General features: G+C 69.4%; 15 protein-coding genes. 10 read left to right on the top strand and 5 right to left on the bottom strand.

Features of this window, described 5'->3' with window-relative positions:
- Positions 1-21 precede the first annotated feature (21 nt).
- Positions 22-636 (bottom strand): endonuclease, encoded by a 615-nt coding sequence (locus tag H165_RS0103520; RefSeq protein ID WP_017937527.1) that lies wholly within the window; start codon positions 634-636, stop codon positions 22-24.
- 398 nt (positions 637-1,034) lie between these two features.
- Positions 1,035-2,216: an NO-inducible flavohemoprotein gene (hmpA, locus tag H165_RS0103515; protein ID WP_017937526.1), complete on the bottom strand. Its 1,182-nt coding sequence runs from the start codon at positions 2,214-2,216 to the stop codon at positions 1,035-1,037.
- Between the two features lie 175 nt (positions 2,217-2,391).
- Between hmpA and norR the strand changes: the two genes are divergently transcribed.
- The 3 genes from norR to H165_RS0103500 all read left to right on the top strand — a co-directional run bounded on the left by norR (position 2,392) and on the right by H165_RS0103500 (position 6,651).
- Positions 2,392-3,945 carry a nitric oxide reductase transcriptional regulator NorR gene (gene norR, locus H165_RS0103510; RefSeq protein ID WP_017937525.1) on the top strand — a complete coding sequence of 518 codons (1,554 nt, stop codon included), beginning with the start codon at positions 2,392-2,394 and terminating at the stop codon, positions 3,943-3,945.
- A gap of 77 nt (positions 3,946-4,022) precedes the next feature.
- Positions 4,023-4,415 (top strand): DUF2946 domain-containing protein, encoded by a 393-nt coding sequence (locus H165_RS0103505; RefSeq protein WP_017937524.1) that lies wholly within the window; start codon positions 4,023-4,025, stop codon positions 4,413-4,415.
- 100 nt (positions 4,416-4,515) lie between these two features.
- On the top strand, positions 4,516-6,651 hold the full coding sequence (locus tag H165_RS0103500) for a TonB-dependent copper receptor (protein ID WP_017937523.1): 2,136 nt from the start codon (positions 4,516-4,518) through the stop codon (positions 6,649-6,651).
- A 39-nt stretch (positions 6,652-6,690) separates the two neighbouring features.
- On the opposite strand, the gene H165_RS0103495 is transcribed toward H165_RS0103500, so the two are convergent.
- Together H165_RS0103495 and H165_RS0103490 are read right to left on the bottom strand one after the other, a co-directional pair.
- Positions 6,691-8,007: a bifunctional DedA family/phosphatase PAP2 family protein gene (locus H165_RS0103495; protein ID WP_017937522.1), complete on the bottom strand. Its 1,317-nt coding sequence runs from the start codon at positions 8,005-8,007 to the stop codon at positions 6,691-6,693.
- A gap of 3 nt (positions 8,008-8,010) precedes the next feature.
- Complete coding sequence (locus H165_RS0103490) at positions 8,011-8,742, bottom strand: DNA-3-methyladenine glycosylase (protein WP_026146329.1); 732 nt, start codon at positions 8,740-8,742, stop codon at positions 8,011-8,013.
- Between the two features lie 64 nt (positions 8,743-8,806).
- On the opposite strand from H165_RS0103490, the gene H165_RS0103485 reads away from it, so the two are divergent.
- Positions 8,807-9,658 carry a class I SAM-dependent methyltransferase gene (locus tag H165_RS0103485; RefSeq protein ID WP_017937520.1) on the top strand — a complete coding sequence of 284 codons (852 nt, stop codon included), beginning with the start codon at positions 8,807-8,809 and terminating at the stop codon, positions 9,656-9,658.
- Positions 9,659-9,702: 44 nt separating this feature from the next.
- Here the strand turns inward: H165_RS0103485 and H165_RS0103480 are convergent, their stop codons facing one another.
- Positions 9,703-10,932 carry an alpha/beta fold hydrolase gene (locus H165_RS0103480; RefSeq protein WP_017937519.1) on the bottom strand — a complete coding sequence of 410 codons (1,230 nt, stop codon included), beginning with the start codon at positions 10,930-10,932 and terminating at the stop codon, positions 9,703-9,705.
- 278 nt (positions 10,933-11,210) lie between these two features.
- Here H165_RS0103480 and H165_RS0103475 point away from each other — a divergent pair, with 278 nt between their 5' ends.
- From H165_RS0103475 to rodA, 6 genes are read left to right on the top strand one after another with little or no spacing between them, the layout of a single operon-like run.
- Positions 11,211-12,476, top strand: coding sequence for a glutamate-5-semialdehyde dehydrogenase (locus H165_RS0103475; RefSeq protein WP_017937518.1), 1,266 nt, complete (start codon positions 11,211-11,213; stop codon positions 12,474-12,476).
- A gap of 10 nt (positions 12,477-12,486) precedes the next feature.
- Positions 12,487-13,128 (top strand): nicotinate-nucleotide adenylyltransferase, encoded by a 642-nt coding sequence (gene nadD, locus H165_RS0103470; RefSeq protein ID WP_017937517.1) that lies wholly within the window; start codon positions 12,487-12,489, stop codon positions 13,126-13,128.
- Positions 13,129-13,142: 14 nt separating this feature from the next.
- Positions 13,143-13,493 (top strand): ribosome silencing factor, encoded by a 351-nt coding sequence (rsfS, locus tag H165_RS0103465; protein WP_017937516.1) that lies wholly within the window; start codon positions 13,143-13,145, stop codon positions 13,491-13,493.
- A 3-nt stretch (positions 13,494-13,496) separates the two neighbouring features.
- Positions 13,497-13,964, top strand: a complete 468-nt coding sequence (rlmH, locus tag H165_RS0103460) for a 23S rRNA (pseudouridine(1915)-N(3))-methyltransferase RlmH (RefSeq protein WP_017937515.1) — start codon at positions 13,497-13,499, stop codon at positions 13,962-13,964.
- Between the two features lie 16 nt (positions 13,965-13,980).
- Positions 13,981-15,879 (top strand): penicillin-binding protein 2, encoded by a 1,899-nt coding sequence (mrdA, locus tag H165_RS0103455; protein WP_017937514.1) that lies wholly within the window; start codon positions 13,981-13,983, stop codon positions 15,877-15,879.
- Positions 15,876-17,021 (top strand): rod shape-determining protein RodA, encoded by a 1,146-nt coding sequence (gene rodA / locus H165_RS0103450; RefSeq protein WP_017937513.1) that lies wholly within the window; start codon positions 15,876-15,878, stop codon positions 17,019-17,021. Before mrdA ends, rodA begins: the two co-directional genes overlap by 4 nt.
- Positions 17,022-17,029: the final 8 nt, after the last annotated feature.

The following is a 17,029-nucleotide window of genomic DNA, read 5'->3' as shown; positions in this document are numbered from 1 at the left end:
GCGGGGCTTCTTCGTTGCGCGTCAGTCCTGGCGCAGCTGTTTGGCCAGATCCGGATCGTCGATGTAGGGATTGCGGGTGCCCTGCAGCTGCTCGATCAGGTCGTTGCGCGCCTTTTCCTCGGCATCCGGCGGGTCCAGCTCGTTCCACTGCTGGTACAGCTGCAGCGGACCGACGATGGGCAGACCGTAGGAACTGTGCATGTAGAAGATCGCCCGGGCCACGTTGCCTTTGGCCGCGTCGCGCGGCTCGATGAGCTGGAAGGTGGCCTTGAGGTCGCAGCCGATGTCGGCGAACTTGCTCGGCACCTCGGGACCGGCGCTGCCGAACTGGGCGTTGCGGCGGGCCAGCTCGACGCGGGTCAGCTCGGGGTAGAGGTTGTGCAGGTCGGCGAGCATGTAGTGGAAGCGAGGGTTGACCACTTGGCACTGGTTGTCGGTCATGCAGCGCAGCGCCGACTTGATCTGCCGGACGGTGTACACCGCACTGGCGGTCAGTTCGCTGCCGCTGCTGGTGAAGGGCTTGCCGCAGTACAGGGTGGTGCCGCCCTTGCCGTAGAGCTTGGGCCAGAACACCTGTTCGACGGCCGCCTTGGGATCGGCGAGTTGGTCCTGGCCCATGCCGGCCAGGGCGGGCATACCAGGAGCCGCCAGAAGTGCCAAGCCAATCACGATTCCGCGCATTGGACCCCCTTGACGAATTTCTTGTTGGTTTTGTTATTCGACGCCCCGAGTCTAGCAAGAAGGCGGATTGCCATGAAGCCTGAGGTGGCATTGCGCCATGTCAGCAAATGCTTACACGGACTGATGGCGATGGCTGCTATTGCGCCTCGTCTGTGCCCAGTAAGCTTTCACCCATGGATCCCGCGCAGGAAGCGCCCAGTACCAACAAGGACTCTTGGGATGCCGCCAGGATGGCGGGTGGACCAAGGACGTCGGATACGGATATCAGGATTCAGTCTGCAAAAGCCCCGCACTAGCGGGGTTTTCTTTTTTCTGCGGCACAAGGATGGCGACCGCGGTCGCCATCCCCAGGCTCAGGCCTCCAGCGTCTGGGCCGGACCGAAGAACTCGTAGTGGCACTGCTGCTCCGGCACGCCCAGTGCGCGCAGGTGGCGACGGGTCTGCGCCATGAAGGGCAGGGGGCCGAGGAAGTAGGCGTCCAGGTCGCGCTGCGCCGGTAGCCAGCGGTCAAGCAGCTCCGCACTCACCAGACCCTCGGCATGGGCCAGGTCGCCGGGGCGCGGCTCGCTGTAGCAGAAGTAGTGATGCACCTGCGGGTGGGCGGCGCTCTGCGCCTCGACCCAGTCGCGGAAGGCGTGCACGCCGCCATGCCGGGCGAAATGGATGAAGTGCACCGGCCGATCGCTGTCGCGGGCCTGCTCGAGCATGGCCAGCGCGGGGGTGATGCCCACGCCGGCGGTGATCAGCGCCAGCGGCTTGCGGCTCGGGCGCAGCACGAAGTGACCGGCCGGCGGGAACAGCTCCAGGCTGTCGCCGACCCGGAGCTGGTCGTGCAGGTAGTTGGAGACCTTGCCGTGTGGCTCGCGCTTGACGCTGATCCGGTACTGGCGGCCGTCGCCGCGCGCCGACAGCGAGTAGTTGCGGCGCTCCTCGCCCTCCGGGAACGGCACGCGCAGGCCGATGTACTGACCGGGCTGGAAGTCCGCCACGAGGCCGCCGTCGGCCGGCTGCAAATACAGGGAGACGATCTCCTCGCTTTCCGCCTGCTTGCGCACGACCTTGAATTCGCGGGCGCCCCGCCAGCCGCCTGGGGCGGCGGCTATGCTGGCGTAGACGTCCTCCTCGGCGCCTATCAGCAGGGTAGCCAGTTGCTCGTAGGCGGCGGCCCAGGCGTCGAGCACCGCGTCGTTGGCCAGCTCGGCGCCGAGTACCTCGCGGATCGCACGCAGCAGGCACTGGCCGACGATGGGGTAGTGCTCGGGGAGGATCTGCAGGGAAACGTGCTTGTGGACGATCTGCCCGACCAGCGGGCCCAAGGCCTCCAGGTGGTCGATGTGGCGGGCGTACATCAGCACCGCGTTGGCCAGGGCGCGCTGCTGGCTGCCGCTGGCCTGGTGGGCCTGATTGAACAGCGGGCGGACCTCGGGATGGTCGCGGAACATCCCTTGGTAGAAGTGGCGGGTCAGGGTCTCGCCGCCGCTTTCCAGCAGGGGGACGGTGGCCTTGATCAGGGCAAGTTGTTGCGCGCTCAGCATGGGAACTCCAGGTCGACGGGTTCGGAATGGGAGACGAGGTGTTAGCCTGTCGACCTGGACCTGGATATCAGCATTCGTGCCAGGAAGTTTTTCCCTTACCGATCAAGGACTTGCCTAGATTGTTGTCGTTCTGACAGCAATCGCTGAAGAGTCACCTGGACAGCATGTGGTCGATATGACAGCAAACCAGCAGCTTGCCACCTTCATCCCCCTGGTCGCCGACCTGGCCCGCGACCTCCCCGAGCAGGAGCGCTACCAGCGCCTGCTGCAGGCCCTGCGCCAGTTACTGCCCTGCGAGGCTGCGGCCTTGCTGCGCCTGGAGGACGATTACCTGGTGCCGCTGTCGGTGATCGGCCTGTCCGCTGATACCCTCGGCCGGCGCTTCAAGGTCAGCGAGCACCCCCGGCTGCAGGCCCTGCTGGCCAGCCCCGGACCGCTTCGCTTTCCCGCCGACAGTCCACTGCCGGACCCCTATGATGGCTTGGTGGAGAACCTCCAGGGGCGTCTCGAGGTGCACGACTGCATCGGCTGTCCGCTCTATCTGCAGGACCGCCTATGGGGCCTGTTGACCCTGGATGCCCTGGAGGCGGGGCGCTTCGGGCGCATTGATCTGGACACCCTGGGCGCCTTCGCCGGGCTGGCTGCGGCCACGGTGATGGCCGGAGAGCGCATCCAGCTGCTGACCCGTCGGGTCGAGGACGAACGCCAGCGCGCCGCCCTGTACCGTGAGGCGGCCAGCCAGCAGCGGCCGCGCGAGCTGATCGGGCAGAGCGCGGTGCATCGGGCGCTGCTCGAGGAGATCGCCCTGGTCGGTGCCAGCGAGTTGAGCGTGCTGATCAGCGGCGAGACCGGGGTGGGCAAGGAGCTGGTGGCCGAGGCCATCCATGCCGCTTCGCCGCGCGCCCGCCAGCCGCTGATCAGCCTCAACTGCGCGGCCCTGCCTGAGTCCCTGGTGGAGAGCGAGCTGTTCGGACACGTGCGCGGCGCCTTCTCTGGGGCCCTCAGCGAGCGCCGCGGTAAGTTCGAGCTGGCCGACGGCGGCACCCTGTTCCTCGACGAGGTGGGCGAGCTGCCCCAGGCGGTGCAGGCCAAGCTGTTGCGCGTGTTGCAGAGTGGCCAGCTGCAGCGCCTCGGCTCGGACCGCGAGCATCGCGTCGACGTGCGGGTGCTGGCTGCCACCAACCGCGACCTGGCCGCCGAGGTGCGTGCCGGGCGCTTCCGCGCCGATCTCTACCACCGCCTCAGCGTCTACCCGCTGCGCGTGCCGCCGCTGCGCGAGCGCGGCCGCGACGTGCTGCTGTTGGCCGGCTACTTCCTCGAGCAGAACCGCGCGCGCATGGGGCTGCGCAGCCTGCGCCTGAGTCCCGCGGCGCAGAAGGCCCTGCTCGCCTACGACTGGCCGGGCAACGTCCGCGAGCTGGAGCACTTGATAGGTCGCGCCGCCCTCAAGGCCCTGGCCCGCCAGGCCGAGCGGCCGCGCATCCTGAGCATCGACGCCGAGGTGCTGGACCTGCCCGGCACGCCGCCGGCCGGCGGCGAACGGTCGCTGCCGCCGGCGACCGGCGAGGCGCGCGGGCTGAGCCTGCGCGAGGCCGTGGAGCGCTACCAGCGCCAACTGATCTCCGAGGCCCTGGAGCGCCACCAGGGCAAGTGGTCGGCGGCGGCCCGCGAGCTGGGCCTGGATCGCGCCAACCTGAGCCGACTGGCGCGGCGCCTTGGGCTGAAATGACGCCGCGAGCCGGTGGCAATCCGTCGCAGCCGGCCCGGCTTTTCGTCGCGCACGGGCCGGTGCTAGAGTCGCCGCCCATGGAAAACGCCCGTACCCGCCGCTCGCTGACCGCCTGGATGCTCTATGCCTGCGTCCTGTTCAGCCTGTTTTCCTGCGGTGTGCACCACGGGCAACTGAGTGGCCTGCAACTGATCGGCCTGGGTGGCCAGTTCTGTGCCCTCGATTCCTTCGCCGGCCACGCCGGCTCGCCAGTGGATGACGGCCTGAGCGATAGCCTGCCCGGTGGTTGGGTGAACCTGCTGCAGTGCCCGTTGTGCGGCAGCCTGGCCCTGGGCATCGCCTTCCTCCTCGGTCTGGCCTGGCTGCGCCTCGGTCGACGTGCTCACCCGCGCCTCGGGCGTACCTGTCCGCGTCTGCCACCACGCCACTGCTGGCCACCGGCCAACCCGCGCGCCTCACCCCTGGCCTGATCCCTGTCCTCCCACGGTTTTTCACCCCACGCCCGGCGTCCGGCGCGCCTGCGCCTGCGCGGGCGTGGGTCGATTGGATCAGTTTCCAGGATCAGAAGAGATGACCAACACCGACGTTTGCGCCCGGCTTGCCGCCGTGCGTCCGGCTTGCCTTTCCTTGCCGTTGTCCGCCGCCCGCCTGCGCTGGCGCCAGGGCTTCGCCCTGTTCCTCGGCCTGAGCCTCGCCGGGGGCGCGGCCGCCGAGTCCCACGATCACGCCCCGGCCCACGAGATCGAGCCCACGGTGATCACCGCAGTGCAGCAGCAGTCGCCGCTGACCGTCGAGGCCGACCCGCGGGACGCCCGCCAACCGGTGCCGGCCAGCGACGCGGCGGACTACCTGAAGACCATCCCCGGCTTCGCGGCGATCCGCAATGGCGGCACCAACGGCGACCCGGTGCTGCGCGGCATGTTCGGCTCACGGATCAATCTGCTGGCCAACGGCGGCCAGATGCTCGGCGCCTGCCCGGGGCGCATGGACGCCCCCAGCTCCTATATCTCGCCGGAAACCTACGACCGCCTGACCGTCATCAAGGGCCCGCAGACGGTGCTCTGGGGCCCGGGCGCCTCGGCCGGTACCGTGCTCTTCGAGCGCGAGCCGGAGCGCTTCGGCGAACTGGGCGGACGCCTGCGAGGCAGCCTGCTGGCCGGCTCCCACGGGCGCTTCGACAAGGTACTGGATGGTGCCGTCGGCGGTGAGCAGGGCTACCTGCGGGTGATCGGCAACCAGTCTCGCTCCGACGACTACGAGGACGGCCACGGCCACGGCGTGCCGTCGCGCTGGAACAAGTGGAACGGCGACATCGCCCTGGGCTGGACCCCGGATGCCGACACCCTGGTGGAGCTCACCGCCGGCCGCGGCGATGGCGAGGCGCGCTACGCCGGCCGCGGCATGGACGGTAGCCAGTTCCTCCGCGAGAGCCTCGGCCTGCGCTTCGAGCGCAACAACCTGGGCGGTGTGCTGGACAAGCTGGAGGCGCGTCTCTACTACAACTACGCCGACCACGTGATGGACAACTTCCGCCTGCGCAGCCCCAATCCAGCCTCGTCGATGGCCATGCCGATGGCCACCAACGTCGACCGCCGCACCTTCGGCGGGCGCTTCGCCTCCACCTGGAAGTGGAGCGAGCTGAGTCTGGTGACCGGCGTGGATGCCATGCGCAGCGAACACCGCAGGCGTTCCTCCAGCTACGACATGATGAGCGGGGTCTACACCGACGCCGACCGTTTCGCCTGGGACAAGGACGCCGTGGCGCACAACTACGGGCTGTTCGCCGAGGCCACCTGGCAGGCTGCGGAGCGCGACCGGCTGATCGCCGGCGCGCGGCTGGACCGCGCTTCGGCCAAGGACTTCCGCGCCACCCTCGGGCGGATGAGCATGGCCAACCCTACCGCCGGCAAGACCCGCGCCGACACCCTGCCCAGCGGCTTCCTGCGCTACGAGCACGACCTGGCCGAATCGCCGACCACCCTGTACGCCGGACTCGGCCACGTGCAGCGCTTCCCCGACTACTGGGAGCTGTTCTCCCCGGGCAGTGGGCCGGTCGGTGCGCCCAACGCCTTCGACGCCATCGAGCCAGAGAAGACCACCCAGCTGGACGTCGGCATCCAGTACGCCGGTGCCGACCTGGAGGCCTGGGCCTCGGCCTACGTGGGCCAGGTGCGCGACTACATCCTGTTCAGCTACCAGCGTGGCATGATGGGCTCCACCTCGCGGGCGGAGAACGTGGATGCACGTATCTTCGGCGGCGAGCTGGGCCTGGCCTACCGCCTGGGCGAGCACTGGAAGACCGATGCCACCCTGGCCTACGCCTGGGGCAAGAACAGCTCCGACGGTGAGGCGCTGCCGCAGATGCCGCCCTTGGAGGCGCGCCTGGGGCTTGGCTACGAGCAGGGTGACTGGAGCGCCGGGGCCCTGTGGCGACTGGTGGCCGCGCAGAATCGGGTGGCCGAGGGCAAGGGCAACGTGGTCGGCCAGGACCTCGGCAAGAGCTCCGGCTTCGGGGTGTTCTCGGTCAACGCCGCCTATCGGCTGAGTCGCAACCTGAAGGTCAGCGCCGGGGTCGACAACCTGTTCGACAAGGCCTACACCGAGCACCTCAACCGTGCCGGTGACGCCGGCTTCGGCTTCCCTGCCGATACGGCCGTCCCGGAACCGGGCCGCACCCTGTGGACCAAGCTGGACTTCAGCTTCTGAACCGTCCGACCGGGGCGTCCGCCACGCCCCGGCTGCCCTCTAGTAGGCGTAGCGCTGCAGGGCCTCCGGCAGCGCCCACAGGGAGAGTCCGCCGAGCAGCGCCAGGCAGGCCGGCAGCACCAGCCACCAGATGCGCGGCGCCAGGGCTGCCAGCGGCGTGCGCCACTGCGCCAGGCTGAGGCTGGCGGCGCAGATCCCGGCGGCCAACAGGGCGCCGGCGATGATGTCGGTGGGCCAGTGCGCGCCCAGGTAGACCCGCGATAGGGCGATGGCCAGCGCCGGTAGGCAGGCCAGCAGCATCCAGGCCAGCCGCCAGCGCGCCGGCTGCTCGCGGCCGGCGAGGATGCCGAGGACCAGGAAGAAGGCGAAGGACGCCGAGCTGTGTCCGCTGGGTAGGCTGAAGCTGTCCAGCGGCTGCAGCAGCACGTCCGGCCGGCTGCGGGCCAGCAGCGTCTTCAGCAGCAGGTTGGCCAGCGCGGTGCCGAGCAGCGCGCCCGTTGCGAACAGTCCGGCGCGCCACTGCCGGGTGAGCAGCAGCAGGGTGCAGAGCAGGCCGCCGGCGGCCAGCTGGGTGCTCAGGTCGCCGAGCCGGGTGAGCAGCACCATGTAGTGGTCGAGGGGCGTGCTGCGCTGCTCCTGCACCAGGGTCAGCAGACCCTGGTCCAGCTCGTGCAGGTGCGGCCAGCCGACCAGCAGGGCAGCCAGGCCCAGCAGGCAGAAGGCCGCGCTCATGGGCGTCGCCCAGCGGTGCCCGGTCAGGCTGAAGTGGGCGCTCAGGCCCACCACCACGGCTAGGCCGCCGATCACCAGCATCGCGTCGCTCCAGAAGCCGGGCGGCAGCGGCAGGCGCATGGCCGCGCCGGTGGCCCAGCCGGGCAGCAGGTAGGCCACCGCCCAGCCGGCGCCGGCGATCAGCGAGACGCCGATGAAGCGCCCCAGGGGCATGTCGAACATCCCGGCGACCATCGGCAGCATCGGCCGCAGCGGGCCGATGAAGCGCCCGACCAGCAGGCTGATCACCCCATAGCGCTGGAAGTACAGCTCGGCGCCGCTCAGCCATTCCGGGTGGTGGCGCAGTCCGGGCAGGCGCCGGATGCCCTGGTGGAAGCGCCGTCCCACGGCGTAGGAGATGGCGTCGCCGAGCAGCCCGCCGAGGTAGGCGAGCAGCAGGGTCTGCCAGAGCTCCAGGGCACCGCTGCCGGCCAGCACGCCGATGGCGAACAGTAGCACGGTGCCCGGCACCAGGATCCCGGCGATCGCCAGGCATTCGGTGCAGGCCACCAGGAACAGGGCCAGCCCCAGCCACTGCGGCTGGGCGGTGAGCCAGTCGGTCAGGGCGTCGAGCCATGCGCTCATCGATCAGCTTCCTTTCGTCACGTCCAGCAGGAGGTAGTCGCGCCCGGCGACCTGGCCGCGGCGCAGCGGGTTACGGGTGCAGTAGCGCGCGTAGGCGGCGTCCACGAAGCGGTATGGCAGGTGCTCGTCGCGCCCGCGGGGGATGCCCAGACGGGTGGTCTGCACGATCTGCGCCGGGCGCTCGCCGACGTCCTCGACGAACAGCCGCGCGGGGTCGAAGCGCTGCGCGTCCCAGTCCGGCACCTTCAGGCCGAGGCTGCGGCACAGCAGGGTCTGTCCGGCGCAGAGCTTCTCCGGCGGGCGTGGGTTGCCGCGCGCATCCGGGTTCAGGTGCTGCATCAGGGCCAGGCTGGCGGGGCCGGAATGGGCGTCCAGGTACGGGTAGCCGGACTTGATTAGTACCGCGTTGCCCGGGCCGTGGGCGCTGAAGTTCAGCGAGTCGCCGCCGCGCGCATAGTACATATAGATGTGCCCGCCGTCGGCGAACAGCGCGCGGCGCTTCTCGGTGTAGCCGAGGGAGGCGTGGCTGCCCTTGTCCTCCAGGTAGTAGGCTTCGGTCTCGATGATCCGGGCCGCCAACCAGAGGTCGCCGACCCGGTGGCGGATCACCTTGCCGAGCAGCGCGCGGGCCAGGGTCTGGGCGTCGCGGTCGAAGAAGGCGTCGGGCAGGGCACGGCCGAGCGGCCAGGGCGGGCAGGCAGTGGCAGGCAAACCAAGGTTGGGTTCGGACGGCATGGACTGTCGGGGAAGGCTCGGCAGGCTTAGGCTGGACGCGATGATACCAACAAGAGCTGCGCCCATGTCCTCGCGTGCCCGCGCCGACAGCGCCCACATCAGTCCCAGCGCCCACTACACCGGCTACGTCTGGTATCGCCACCGGCTTTCCGAGCCGGACTTCGTCACCGGCTTCGGGCGCTTCGCCCACGGCGTGCTCAGTCCGCTCACCTGGGGCATGCGCGAGCTGGCCGGGTTGGACCTGGAGCACATCCTGCTGCAGCGCCACCTACTGCTCGACGAACGCCTGCGCGCGGCCATCGAGCACGACGGCGTGTGCCAGGTGGTGGAGATCGCCTGCGGCCTGTCGCCGCGCGGCCGGCGCTTCTGCCGCCGCTACCCGCGCCTGCGCTACCTGGAGGCGGACCTGCCGGCCATGGCGGCGCGCAAGCGCCGGCTGCTGAGCCGTGCCGGCTGGCAGGATGAGCGCCACCAGGTGCGCGAGATGGACATCCTCGCCGAGAGCGGCGCGACCAGCCTGGCCGCGCTGTTCGCCGGGCTGAACCACGGCGAGCCGGTGGCGGTGATCACTGAGGGGCTGGTCAACTACTTCCCGCTGGCGGTGGTGGAGGACTTCTGGAGCCGGCTGGCCGGCTGCCTGGCGGGCTTCACCCAGGGCATCTACCTGACCGAGTTGTACCCCGACCTGCGCAGCCATCCGCGCTACCGCCAGCTGCGTTGGGGCGTCGATCTGGTCGGCCGGCTGACCCGCGGCGGCTACTGGCTGCACTACCGCGACGAGGCGGAGATCGTCGCCGGTTTCCGCGACTGTGGTTTCGTCCGGGTGGCGGCGCACGACCCGGATCGCGCCGGCGTCCAGCTGCCGCGCCTGAAGATCCCCAGCCTGCTGCGGGTGATCGAAGCGCGGGTCTGCTGATCGTCCTTTCGTCTTCTTTGTCTTCTTCGTCGCGCGGCGCCGACCTAGGCACAGGCAGCGGTCGGCAGCCCCATGGCGGCCACCCACTTGGCCAGAGCGGCGCTGGCGGTCGCGTCGGTATGCGGGAACAGGCAGGCCAGGCCCTCGGCGTCGCGGCGCAGCGGCAGCAGGCTGAGGGGCGGCAGGCCGTCGACGAGCAGCTGCCAGCCGCGCTCGGGCAGCTCGATGGGAGCCTCGCCGGCCACCCTGCAGCCGAAGAAGCCCAGTTCCAAGAGCTCCACCAGCCAGTCGCCGGCCTGCGGATGGTGCAGGCGGACCCGCCGCGCGCGCGGCGTGCGGCGCACTTCCTGGCGGCGTTCCAGGTGCCCCAGCTGGCTGCGCGCCAGGCGGGTGCTGCCGGGGCTGGCCGGGGGCAACGGCTCGTCGCGGAAGAAGGGTAGGAACAGGCCGGCGCAGGCTGCGCGCCGCTCGAACTGGGCGAGGTGGTCGGCGTCGTGGATCAGCACGCATTCGGCGCGGGCGCAGGCGGCGGCGAACTGGGCGTGCTCCCAGGGCTGGGTGAAGTGGTCGTATTCGCCGGCCAGCACTAGGGTCGGGCACTGCGGGTAGGTGCGGAAGCCGGCGAAGGCCAGCAGGCGCAAGCTGTTCTGCCGGTAGCGTTCGATCTCCACGGCGTCCAGGCGCTGCAGCTGGCGCAGCAGGGCCTTGCGGAACGCCTCCGGTACCCCGGTGTCGTCGAGGCGCAGCGGATTGAGCAGGCCGTTCAGGGCGCCCTGGGCGAATTCGCCGAGACGCCCCTCGGCGAGCAGCGCCAGGCTTTCCTCCAGCAGCAGGCGGGCGCCGGGACGGCCGAAGACGGTGATTCCGGAAAGCAGCAGACGGGCGCAGCGCTGCGGATGGCGGATGGCGAACAGGGCGGCCAGTGCCGAGCCGTAGGACAGACCGATGGGCATCAACGGCGGCAGGGCGAGCTCCTCGGCGAAGGCGGCGATCAGGTCAGCCAGCTCTTCCAGCGCCAGCTCCGGAGCCAGCTGCAGGTTGCCGCCCTGGCTCGGCAGGTCGAGTAGGATCACCGGATGCTCGGCAAGCAGCTCCGGCACCTCGCCGGCGAAGGAGCGGAAGCACTGGAAGGCGCCACCGAGCAGCAGCACCGGACAGCGGTCGTCGCGCTCGCGGGTGGAAAAGGCCAGGTAATGCAGCCGCCAGGCGCCGAGGGTCAGGACGTCGGGGGCCTCCGCCAGGCGGCGGGGATGGAAGTCGGTGCGGTAACGCATGGCAGGCTCCGGCGGGTGTTCTTGTTATCGGCGAAGGGTGCTGCGATCAGGGGTGTCGGCAAGGTAAACAGCCGGGCCGGTTTTGTTTACCCAACCTTCGGGCGGCGGGGGTGGCGGGTGTCACCGTCCCGGGCGGGGAGGGCGCCCGACCGGCACTTGCGCCGTTACCCGCGGACGGCGCGGAACGGCTCGTCTACCGCTTGCCAGGCGTGGCTGGGCGCGGCGCGGCAGGCTCGCTATAATCAGCCAATTTTCCCAACCGTCAGGCCTTCGAGACCATGACTGAGTCCGTGCTCGACTACATGACCCGCCTGGGCCGCGCCGCGCGCGAGGCCTCGCGGGTGCTCGCGCGTGCCACCACCGCGCAGAAGAACCGTGCCCTGCAGGCCGCCGCCGCGGCGCTGGACGCCGCCCGCGCCGAGCTGGTCGCGGCCAACGAGAAAGACCTCGCCAACGGCCGCGCCAACGGCCTGGACGCCGCCATGCTGGACCGCCTGGCACTGACCCCGGCGCGCATCGACGACATGATCGAGGGGCTGCGCCAGGTGGCCGCGCTGCCCGACCCGATCGGCACCATCCGCGACATGCGCTACGTGCCCTCGGGCATCCAGATCGGCAAGATGCGCGTGCCGCTGGGGGTGATCGGGATCATCTACGAATCGCGCCCGAACGTGACCATCGATGCCGCCAGCCTGTGCCTGAAGTCCGGCAACGCCACCATCCTGCGCGGTGGCTCCGAGGCCATCCACTCCAACCAGGCGATCGCCGCGTGCATTCAGCGCGGCCTGGCCGAGGCCGGCCTGCCGGCTGCCAGCGTGCAGGTGGTGGAGACCACCGACCGCGCCGCGGTGGGCGCGCTGATCAGCATGCCGGAGTACGTCGACGTGATCGTCCCGCGCGGCGGCAAGGGGCTGATCGAGCGCATCAGTCGCGAGGCCAAGGTGCCTGTGATCAAGCACCTGGACGGCATCTGCCACGTCTACATCGACGTCGCCGCTGACCTCGACAAGGCCATCCGCGTCGCCGACAACGCCAAGACCCAGCGCTACGCGCCGTGCAACACCATGGAGACCCTGCTGGTCCACGCCGGCATCGCCGAGCGGGTGCTGCCGCCGCTGGCCGCCATCTACCGCGAGAAGGGCGTGGAGCTGCGGGGCTGCCCGGCCACCCGCGCCCTGCTGGGCGCCGACGTGCGCGAGGCCACCGAGGAGGACTGGCGCACCGAGTACAACGCGCCGATCCTGTCGATTCGCATCGTCGAGTCGCTGGACGCGGCCATCGAGCACATCAACACCTATGGCTCGCAGCACACCGACGCCATCGTCACCGAGAACTTCAGCGACGCCCGTCGCTTCCTCGCCGAGGTGGACTCCAGCTCGGTGATGGTCAATGCCTCGACGCGCTTCGCTGATGGCTTCGAGTACGGCCTAGGCGCGGAGATCGGCATCTCCACCGACAAGCTGCACGCGCGCGGCCCGGTCGGCCTGGAAGGCCTGACCAGCGAGAAGTACGTGGTGTTCGGCGACGGTCACGTGCGTGGCTGAACGGAGCGCCATGCGGCGCATCGGCATCTTCGGCGGGACCTTCGATCCCGTGCACATCGGCCACCTGCGCTCCGCGCTGGAGGTCGCCGAGCTGTTTCGGCTCGACGAGCTGCGGCTGATCCCCAGCGCCCGCCCGCCGCACCGCGGCACGCCGCAGGTGTCGGCGGAGCAGCGCCTGGCGATGGTCGAGCTGGCGGTGGCCGGGGTGCCGCCGCTCATGGTGGACGACCGCGAGCTGAAGCGCGACCGGCCGTCCTACACCATCGACACCCTGGAGTCGCTGCGTGCCGAGCTGGGCTCCGAGGTCCAGCTGTTCCTGCTTGTCGGCTGGGATGCCTTCTGCGGCCTGCCGAGCTGGCACCGTTGGGAAGAGCTGCTGCGGCACTGTCACATCCTGGTGCTGCAGCGTCCGGACGCCGGCAACGAGGCGCCGGAGGCACTGCGCGACCTGCTCGCCGCGCGCACTGTCAACGATCCGCTGTCCATCGAGGGCAGTGCCGGGCAGATCGGTTTCGTCTGGCAGACGCCGCTGGCGGTGTCCGCCACCCAGATACGCCGCCTGCGGGCCGAGGGGCGTTCGGTGCGCTACCTGGTGCCGGACAGCGTACTGGCCTATATCCATGCGCACGGTCTGTACCGCGCGCCGAATTGAATCAGAGGGTACTCATGCAGAACGAAGAACTGGTCAAGGTGGTCATCGCCGCCCTGGAAGACCTCAAGGGCCAGGACATCACCACCATCGATGTCCGCGAGAAAACCAGCGTCACCGATTACATGGTGATCGCCAGCGGCACCTCCAGCCGCCACGTCAAGGCGTTGGCCGAGAACGTCCTGGAGAAGATCAAGGAGCACGGCGTGCGCCCGCTCGGCCACGAGGGCCTGGACGGTGGCGAATGGGCGCTGCTCGACCTGGGCGACGTGGTGGTCCACGTCATGCAGGTGCCGACCCGCCAGTTCTACGACCTCGAGCGCCTGTGGCGCGGCGCCGAGCAGAGCCGGGCCCAGCACCAGGAGTAAGCCTTGCGCCTGCGTCTGATCGCCGTCGGCTCGCGGATGCCGCGCTGGGTCGAGGAAGGCTGGCAGGAGTACGTCAAGCGCCTGCCCCCGGAGCTGCCCCTGGAGCTGGTGGAGATCCCCCTGCACACCCGGGGCAAGAACGCCGACGTGGCACGGCTGATCCGCCAGGAGGGCGAGGCCATGCTGGCCAAGGTGCAGCCCGGCGAGAAGGTGGTGACCCTGGAGGTGACCGGCAGGTCGTGGAGCACCGAGCAGCTGGCCAAGGAGCTGGAGCGCTGGCGCTTGGAGGCGCGCAACGTCAACCTGATGGTCGGCGGCCCCGAGGGTCTGGCCCCGGAGGTCTGCGCGCGCAGCGAGCAGCGCTGGTCGCTGTCGCCGCTGACCCTGCCGCACCCGCTGGTGCGCATCCTGGTGGGCGAGCAGATCTATCGCGCCTGGACCCTGCTGTCCGGGCACCCCTATCACAAGTAGTCCGCAGTAGCCGTCGATGCCCCAGCCGATTCGCCTCAAGGATCACGAAAAGGACGCCCGCCTGGTGCGCTCCCGAGTGATCGTCGGCGCCATCAGCATCCTCCTGCTGACCTGCGTGCTGGTCGCCCGTCAGTACTACCTGCAGGTGATCCAGTACGAGTACCACTCGACCCTGGCGGAGAACAACCGCATCCACGTGCAGCCGATCCCGCCGACCCGCGGGCTGATCTTCGATCGCAACGGTGTGGTGATCGCCGACAACCGGCCGAGCTTCAGCCTCACCGTGACCCGCGAGCGGGCCGGCGACTGGCAGCAGGTGCTGGATGTGATCGTCGAGGTGCTCGGTCTCACCCAGGAAGACCGCGCGCTCTTCGAGAAACGCATGCGCCAAGGACGCCGGCCGTTCGAACCGGTGCCGATCCTCTTCGAGCTGACCGAGGAGCAGATCGCCCGCATCGCGGTCAACCAGTTCCGCCTGCCCGGCGTCGAGGTAGTCGCCCGCCTGGTCCGCCACTACCCGCTGAAGGAGCATTTCGCCCATTCGGTGGGCTACGTGGGACGCATCAACGAGCAGGAGCTCAAGCAGCTCGACCCGGTCAACTACGCCGGCACCCACCATATCGGCAAGACCGGCGTGGAGCGTTTCTACGAGGACCAGCTGCACGGCAAGGTCGGCTACGAGGAGGTGGAGACCAACGCCCGTGGCCGGGTGCTGCGCGTGCTCAACCGCACCGATCCGATTCCCGGCGACGACCTGGTGCTGACCCTCGACGTGCGCCTCCAGGAGGCCGCCGAGCAGGCCCTCGGCGGGCGCCGCGGCGCGGTGGTGGCGCTGGATCCGAAAACCGGCGAGGTGCTGGCGATGGTCAGCCAGCCGAGCTTCGACCCCAACCTGTTCGTCACCGGGATCAGCTTCAAGGACTACGGCGAGCTTCGCGACTCCATCGACCGCCCGCTGTTCAACCGGGTGCTGCGCGGGCTCTACCCGCCGGGTTCGACGGTCAAGCCGATGGTCGCCGTGGCCGGTCTGGATGCCGGGGTGGTGACCCCGACCACCCGGGTGTTCGACCCCGGCTACTACCAGTTGCCCAACTACGACCACAAGTACCGCAACTGGAACCGCAGCGGCGACGGCTGGGTCAACCTGGAGCTCGCCCTGGCCCGTTCCAACGACACCTACTTCTACGACCTGGCGCACAAGATGGGCATCGACCGTCTGCATTCCTACATGAGCCGCTTCGGCTTCGGCCAGCGGGTGGCCCTCGACATGTTCGAGGAGTCCGCCGGTTTGATGCCCTCGCGGGAATGGAAGCGCGCCCGCTACCGCCAGGCCTGGTACCCCGGCGAGACGCTGATCCTCGGTATCGGCCAGGGCTACATGCAGGCCACCCCGCTGCAGCTCGCCCAGGCCACCGCGCTGGTGGCCAACCGCGGCAAATGGATCCGCCCGCGCCTGGCCAAGTCCATCGGCGGCCGCCCGCCGGTGGACCCCAACCCGATGCCGGATATCCAGCTACGCGACGAGCGCTTCTGGGACCATGCGCGCAACGGCATGGAGCAAGTGGTCCACGGCGCCCGCGGCACCGCGCGCAAGGTCGGCGACACTGCGGTCTACCGCATCGCCGGCAAGAGCGGCACGGCCCAGGTGGTAGCCATCAAGCAGGGCGAGAAGTACGACCGCAACAAGCTCCAGGAGCGCCACCGCGACCACGCCCTGTTCGTCGCCTTCGCCCCGGCGGACGATCCGCAGATCGCCGTGGCAGTAATGGTGGAGAACGGCGAGTCCGGCTCCGGGGTCGCGGCGCCGGTGGTCAAGCAGGTGATGGATGCCTGGTTGCTCGACGAGCAGGGCCAACTGAAGGCCGAGTTCCGTCCGGCGCAACCGCTCAGTAACGCAACGAGCGCCAGCCGATGAACAGCAACTTCGACCGCACCCTGTCCAACGAGGACGTCCTGCGCCGCCGCTCCAGCCTGCTGCAGCGCCTGCACATCGACGGTGTCCTGCTCCTTCTGCTGCTGGTGCTCGCCGCCGGCAGCCTGTTCGTGCTCTATTCGGCCAGCGGGCGTAACTGGGACCTGCTGATCAAGCAGGCCACCTCCTTCGCCATCGGCCTGGCCGGGATGATCGTCATCGCCCAGTTCGAGCCGCGCTTCCTGGCCCGCTGGGTTCCGGTCGGCTACCTGATCGGCGTGGGTCTGCTGGTGGTGGTGGACGTCATGGGCCACAACGCCATGGGCGCCACCCGCTGGATCAACATCCCCGGGGTGATCCGCTTCCAGCCGGCGGAGTTCATGAAGATCCTGATGCCGGCGACCATCGCCTGGTACCTGGCCAAGCGCAGTCTGCCGCCCAGGCTCAAGCATGTGGCGGTTAGCCTCGGGCTGATCCTCGTGCCCTTCGTCCTGGTGGTGCGCCAGCCGGACCTCGGCACCGCGCTGCTGATCCTCGCCTCGGGGATGTTCGTGCTGTTCATCGCCGGCCTGCAGTGGCGCTGGATCATCGGCGCGGCGGCGGCGGTGGTGCCGGTGGCGGTCGGCATGTGGTTCTTCGTCATGCACGAGTACCAGAAGCAGCGCGTGCTGACCTTCCTCGATCCGGAGAGCGACCCCCTGGGCAGCGGCTGGAACATCATCCAGTCCAAGGCGGCGATCGGCTCGGGCGGAGTGTTCGGCAAGGGCTGGCTGCTCGGCACCCAGTCGCACCTGGATTTTTTGCCGGAAAGTCATACGGACTTTATCATTGCCGTGCTCGGCGAGGAGTTCGGGTTGGTCGGCATCTGCCTGCTGCTGCTGATGTACCTGCTGCTCATCGGTCGCGGCCTGGTGATCACCGTGCAGGCGCAGACGCTGTTCGGCAAGCTGCTGGCCGGCGCCCTGACGATGACATTCTTCGTCTACGTGTTCGTGAACATCGGCATGGTCAGCGGACTGCTGCCGGTGGTGGGGGTGCCCCTGCCCTTCATCAGCTATGGTGGAACTCACCTGGTGACGCTGCTGTCGGGGTTCGGGCTGTTGATGGCGATCCACACGCATCGCAAGTGGATCGCACAGGTTTGATGGGGAAT

The sequence above is a fragment of the Pseudomonas thermotolerans DSM 14292 genome (assembly GCF_000364625.1).
Taxonomy (GTDB): Bacteria; Pseudomonadota; Gammaproteobacteria; order Pseudomonadales; family Pseudomonadaceae; genus Aquipseudomonas; species Aquipseudomonas thermotolerans.
This window is presented reverse-complemented; position numbering and strand designations above follow the sequence as displayed.

What these genes read in the sequence shown, in the direction of transcription:
- H165_RS0103485 (WP_017937520.1), top strand. Translation starts at nt 8,807, where the DNA reads ATGTCCTCGCGTGCCCGCGCCGACAGCGCCCACATCAGTCCCAGCGCC.
- H165_RS0103495 (WP_017937522.1), bottom strand. Translation starts at nt 8,007, where the DNA reads ATGAGCGCATGGCTCGACGCCCTGACCGACTGGCTCACCGCCCAGCCG.
- H165_RS0103475 (WP_017937518.1), top strand. Translation starts at nt 11,211, where the DNA reads ATGACTGAGTCCGTGCTCGACTACATGACCCGCCTGGGCCGCGCCGCG.
- H165_RS0103520 (WP_017937527.1), bottom strand. Translation starts at nt 636, where the DNA reads ATGCCCGCCCTGGCCGGCATGGGCCAGGACCAACTCGCCGATCCCAAG.
- H165_RS0103480 (WP_017937519.1), bottom strand. Translation starts at nt 10,932, where the DNA reads ATGCGTTACCGCACCGACTTCCATCCCCGCCGCCTGGCGGAGGCCCCC.
- hmpA (WP_017937526.1), bottom strand. Translation starts at nt 2,216, where the DNA reads ATGCTGAGCGCGCAACAACTTGCCCTGATCAAGGCCACCGTCCCCCTG.
- rodA (WP_017937513.1), top strand. Translation starts at nt 15,876, where the DNA reads ATGAACAGCAACTTCGACCGCACCCTGTCCAACGAGGACGTCCTGCGC.
- rsfS (WP_017937516.1), top strand. Translation starts at nt 13,143, where the DNA reads ATGCAGAACGAAGAACTGGTCAAGGTGGTCATCGCCGCCCTGGAAGAC.
- H165_RS0103505 (WP_017937524.1), top strand. Translation starts at nt 4,023, where the DNA reads ATGGAAAACGCCCGTACCCGCCGCTCGCTGACCGCCTGGATGCTCTAT.
- norR (WP_017937525.1), top strand. Translation starts at nt 2,392, where the DNA reads ATGACAGCAAACCAGCAGCTTGCCACCTTCATCCCCCTGGTCGCCGAC.
- H165_RS0103490 (WP_026146329.1), bottom strand. Translation starts at nt 8,742, where the DNA reads ATGCCGTCCGAACCCAACCTTGGTTTGCCTGCCACTGCCTGCCCGCCC.
- H165_RS0103500 (WP_017937523.1), top strand. Translation starts at nt 4,516, where the DNA reads ATGACCAACACCGACGTTTGCGCCCGGCTTGCCGCCGTGCGTCCGGCT.
- nadD (WP_017937517.1), top strand. Translation starts at nt 12,487, where the DNA reads ATGCGGCGCATCGGCATCTTCGGCGGGACCTTCGATCCCGTGCACATC.
- mrdA (WP_017937514.1), top strand. Translation starts at nt 13,981, where the DNA reads ATGCCCCAGCCGATTCGCCTCAAGGATCACGAAAAGGACGCCCGCCTG.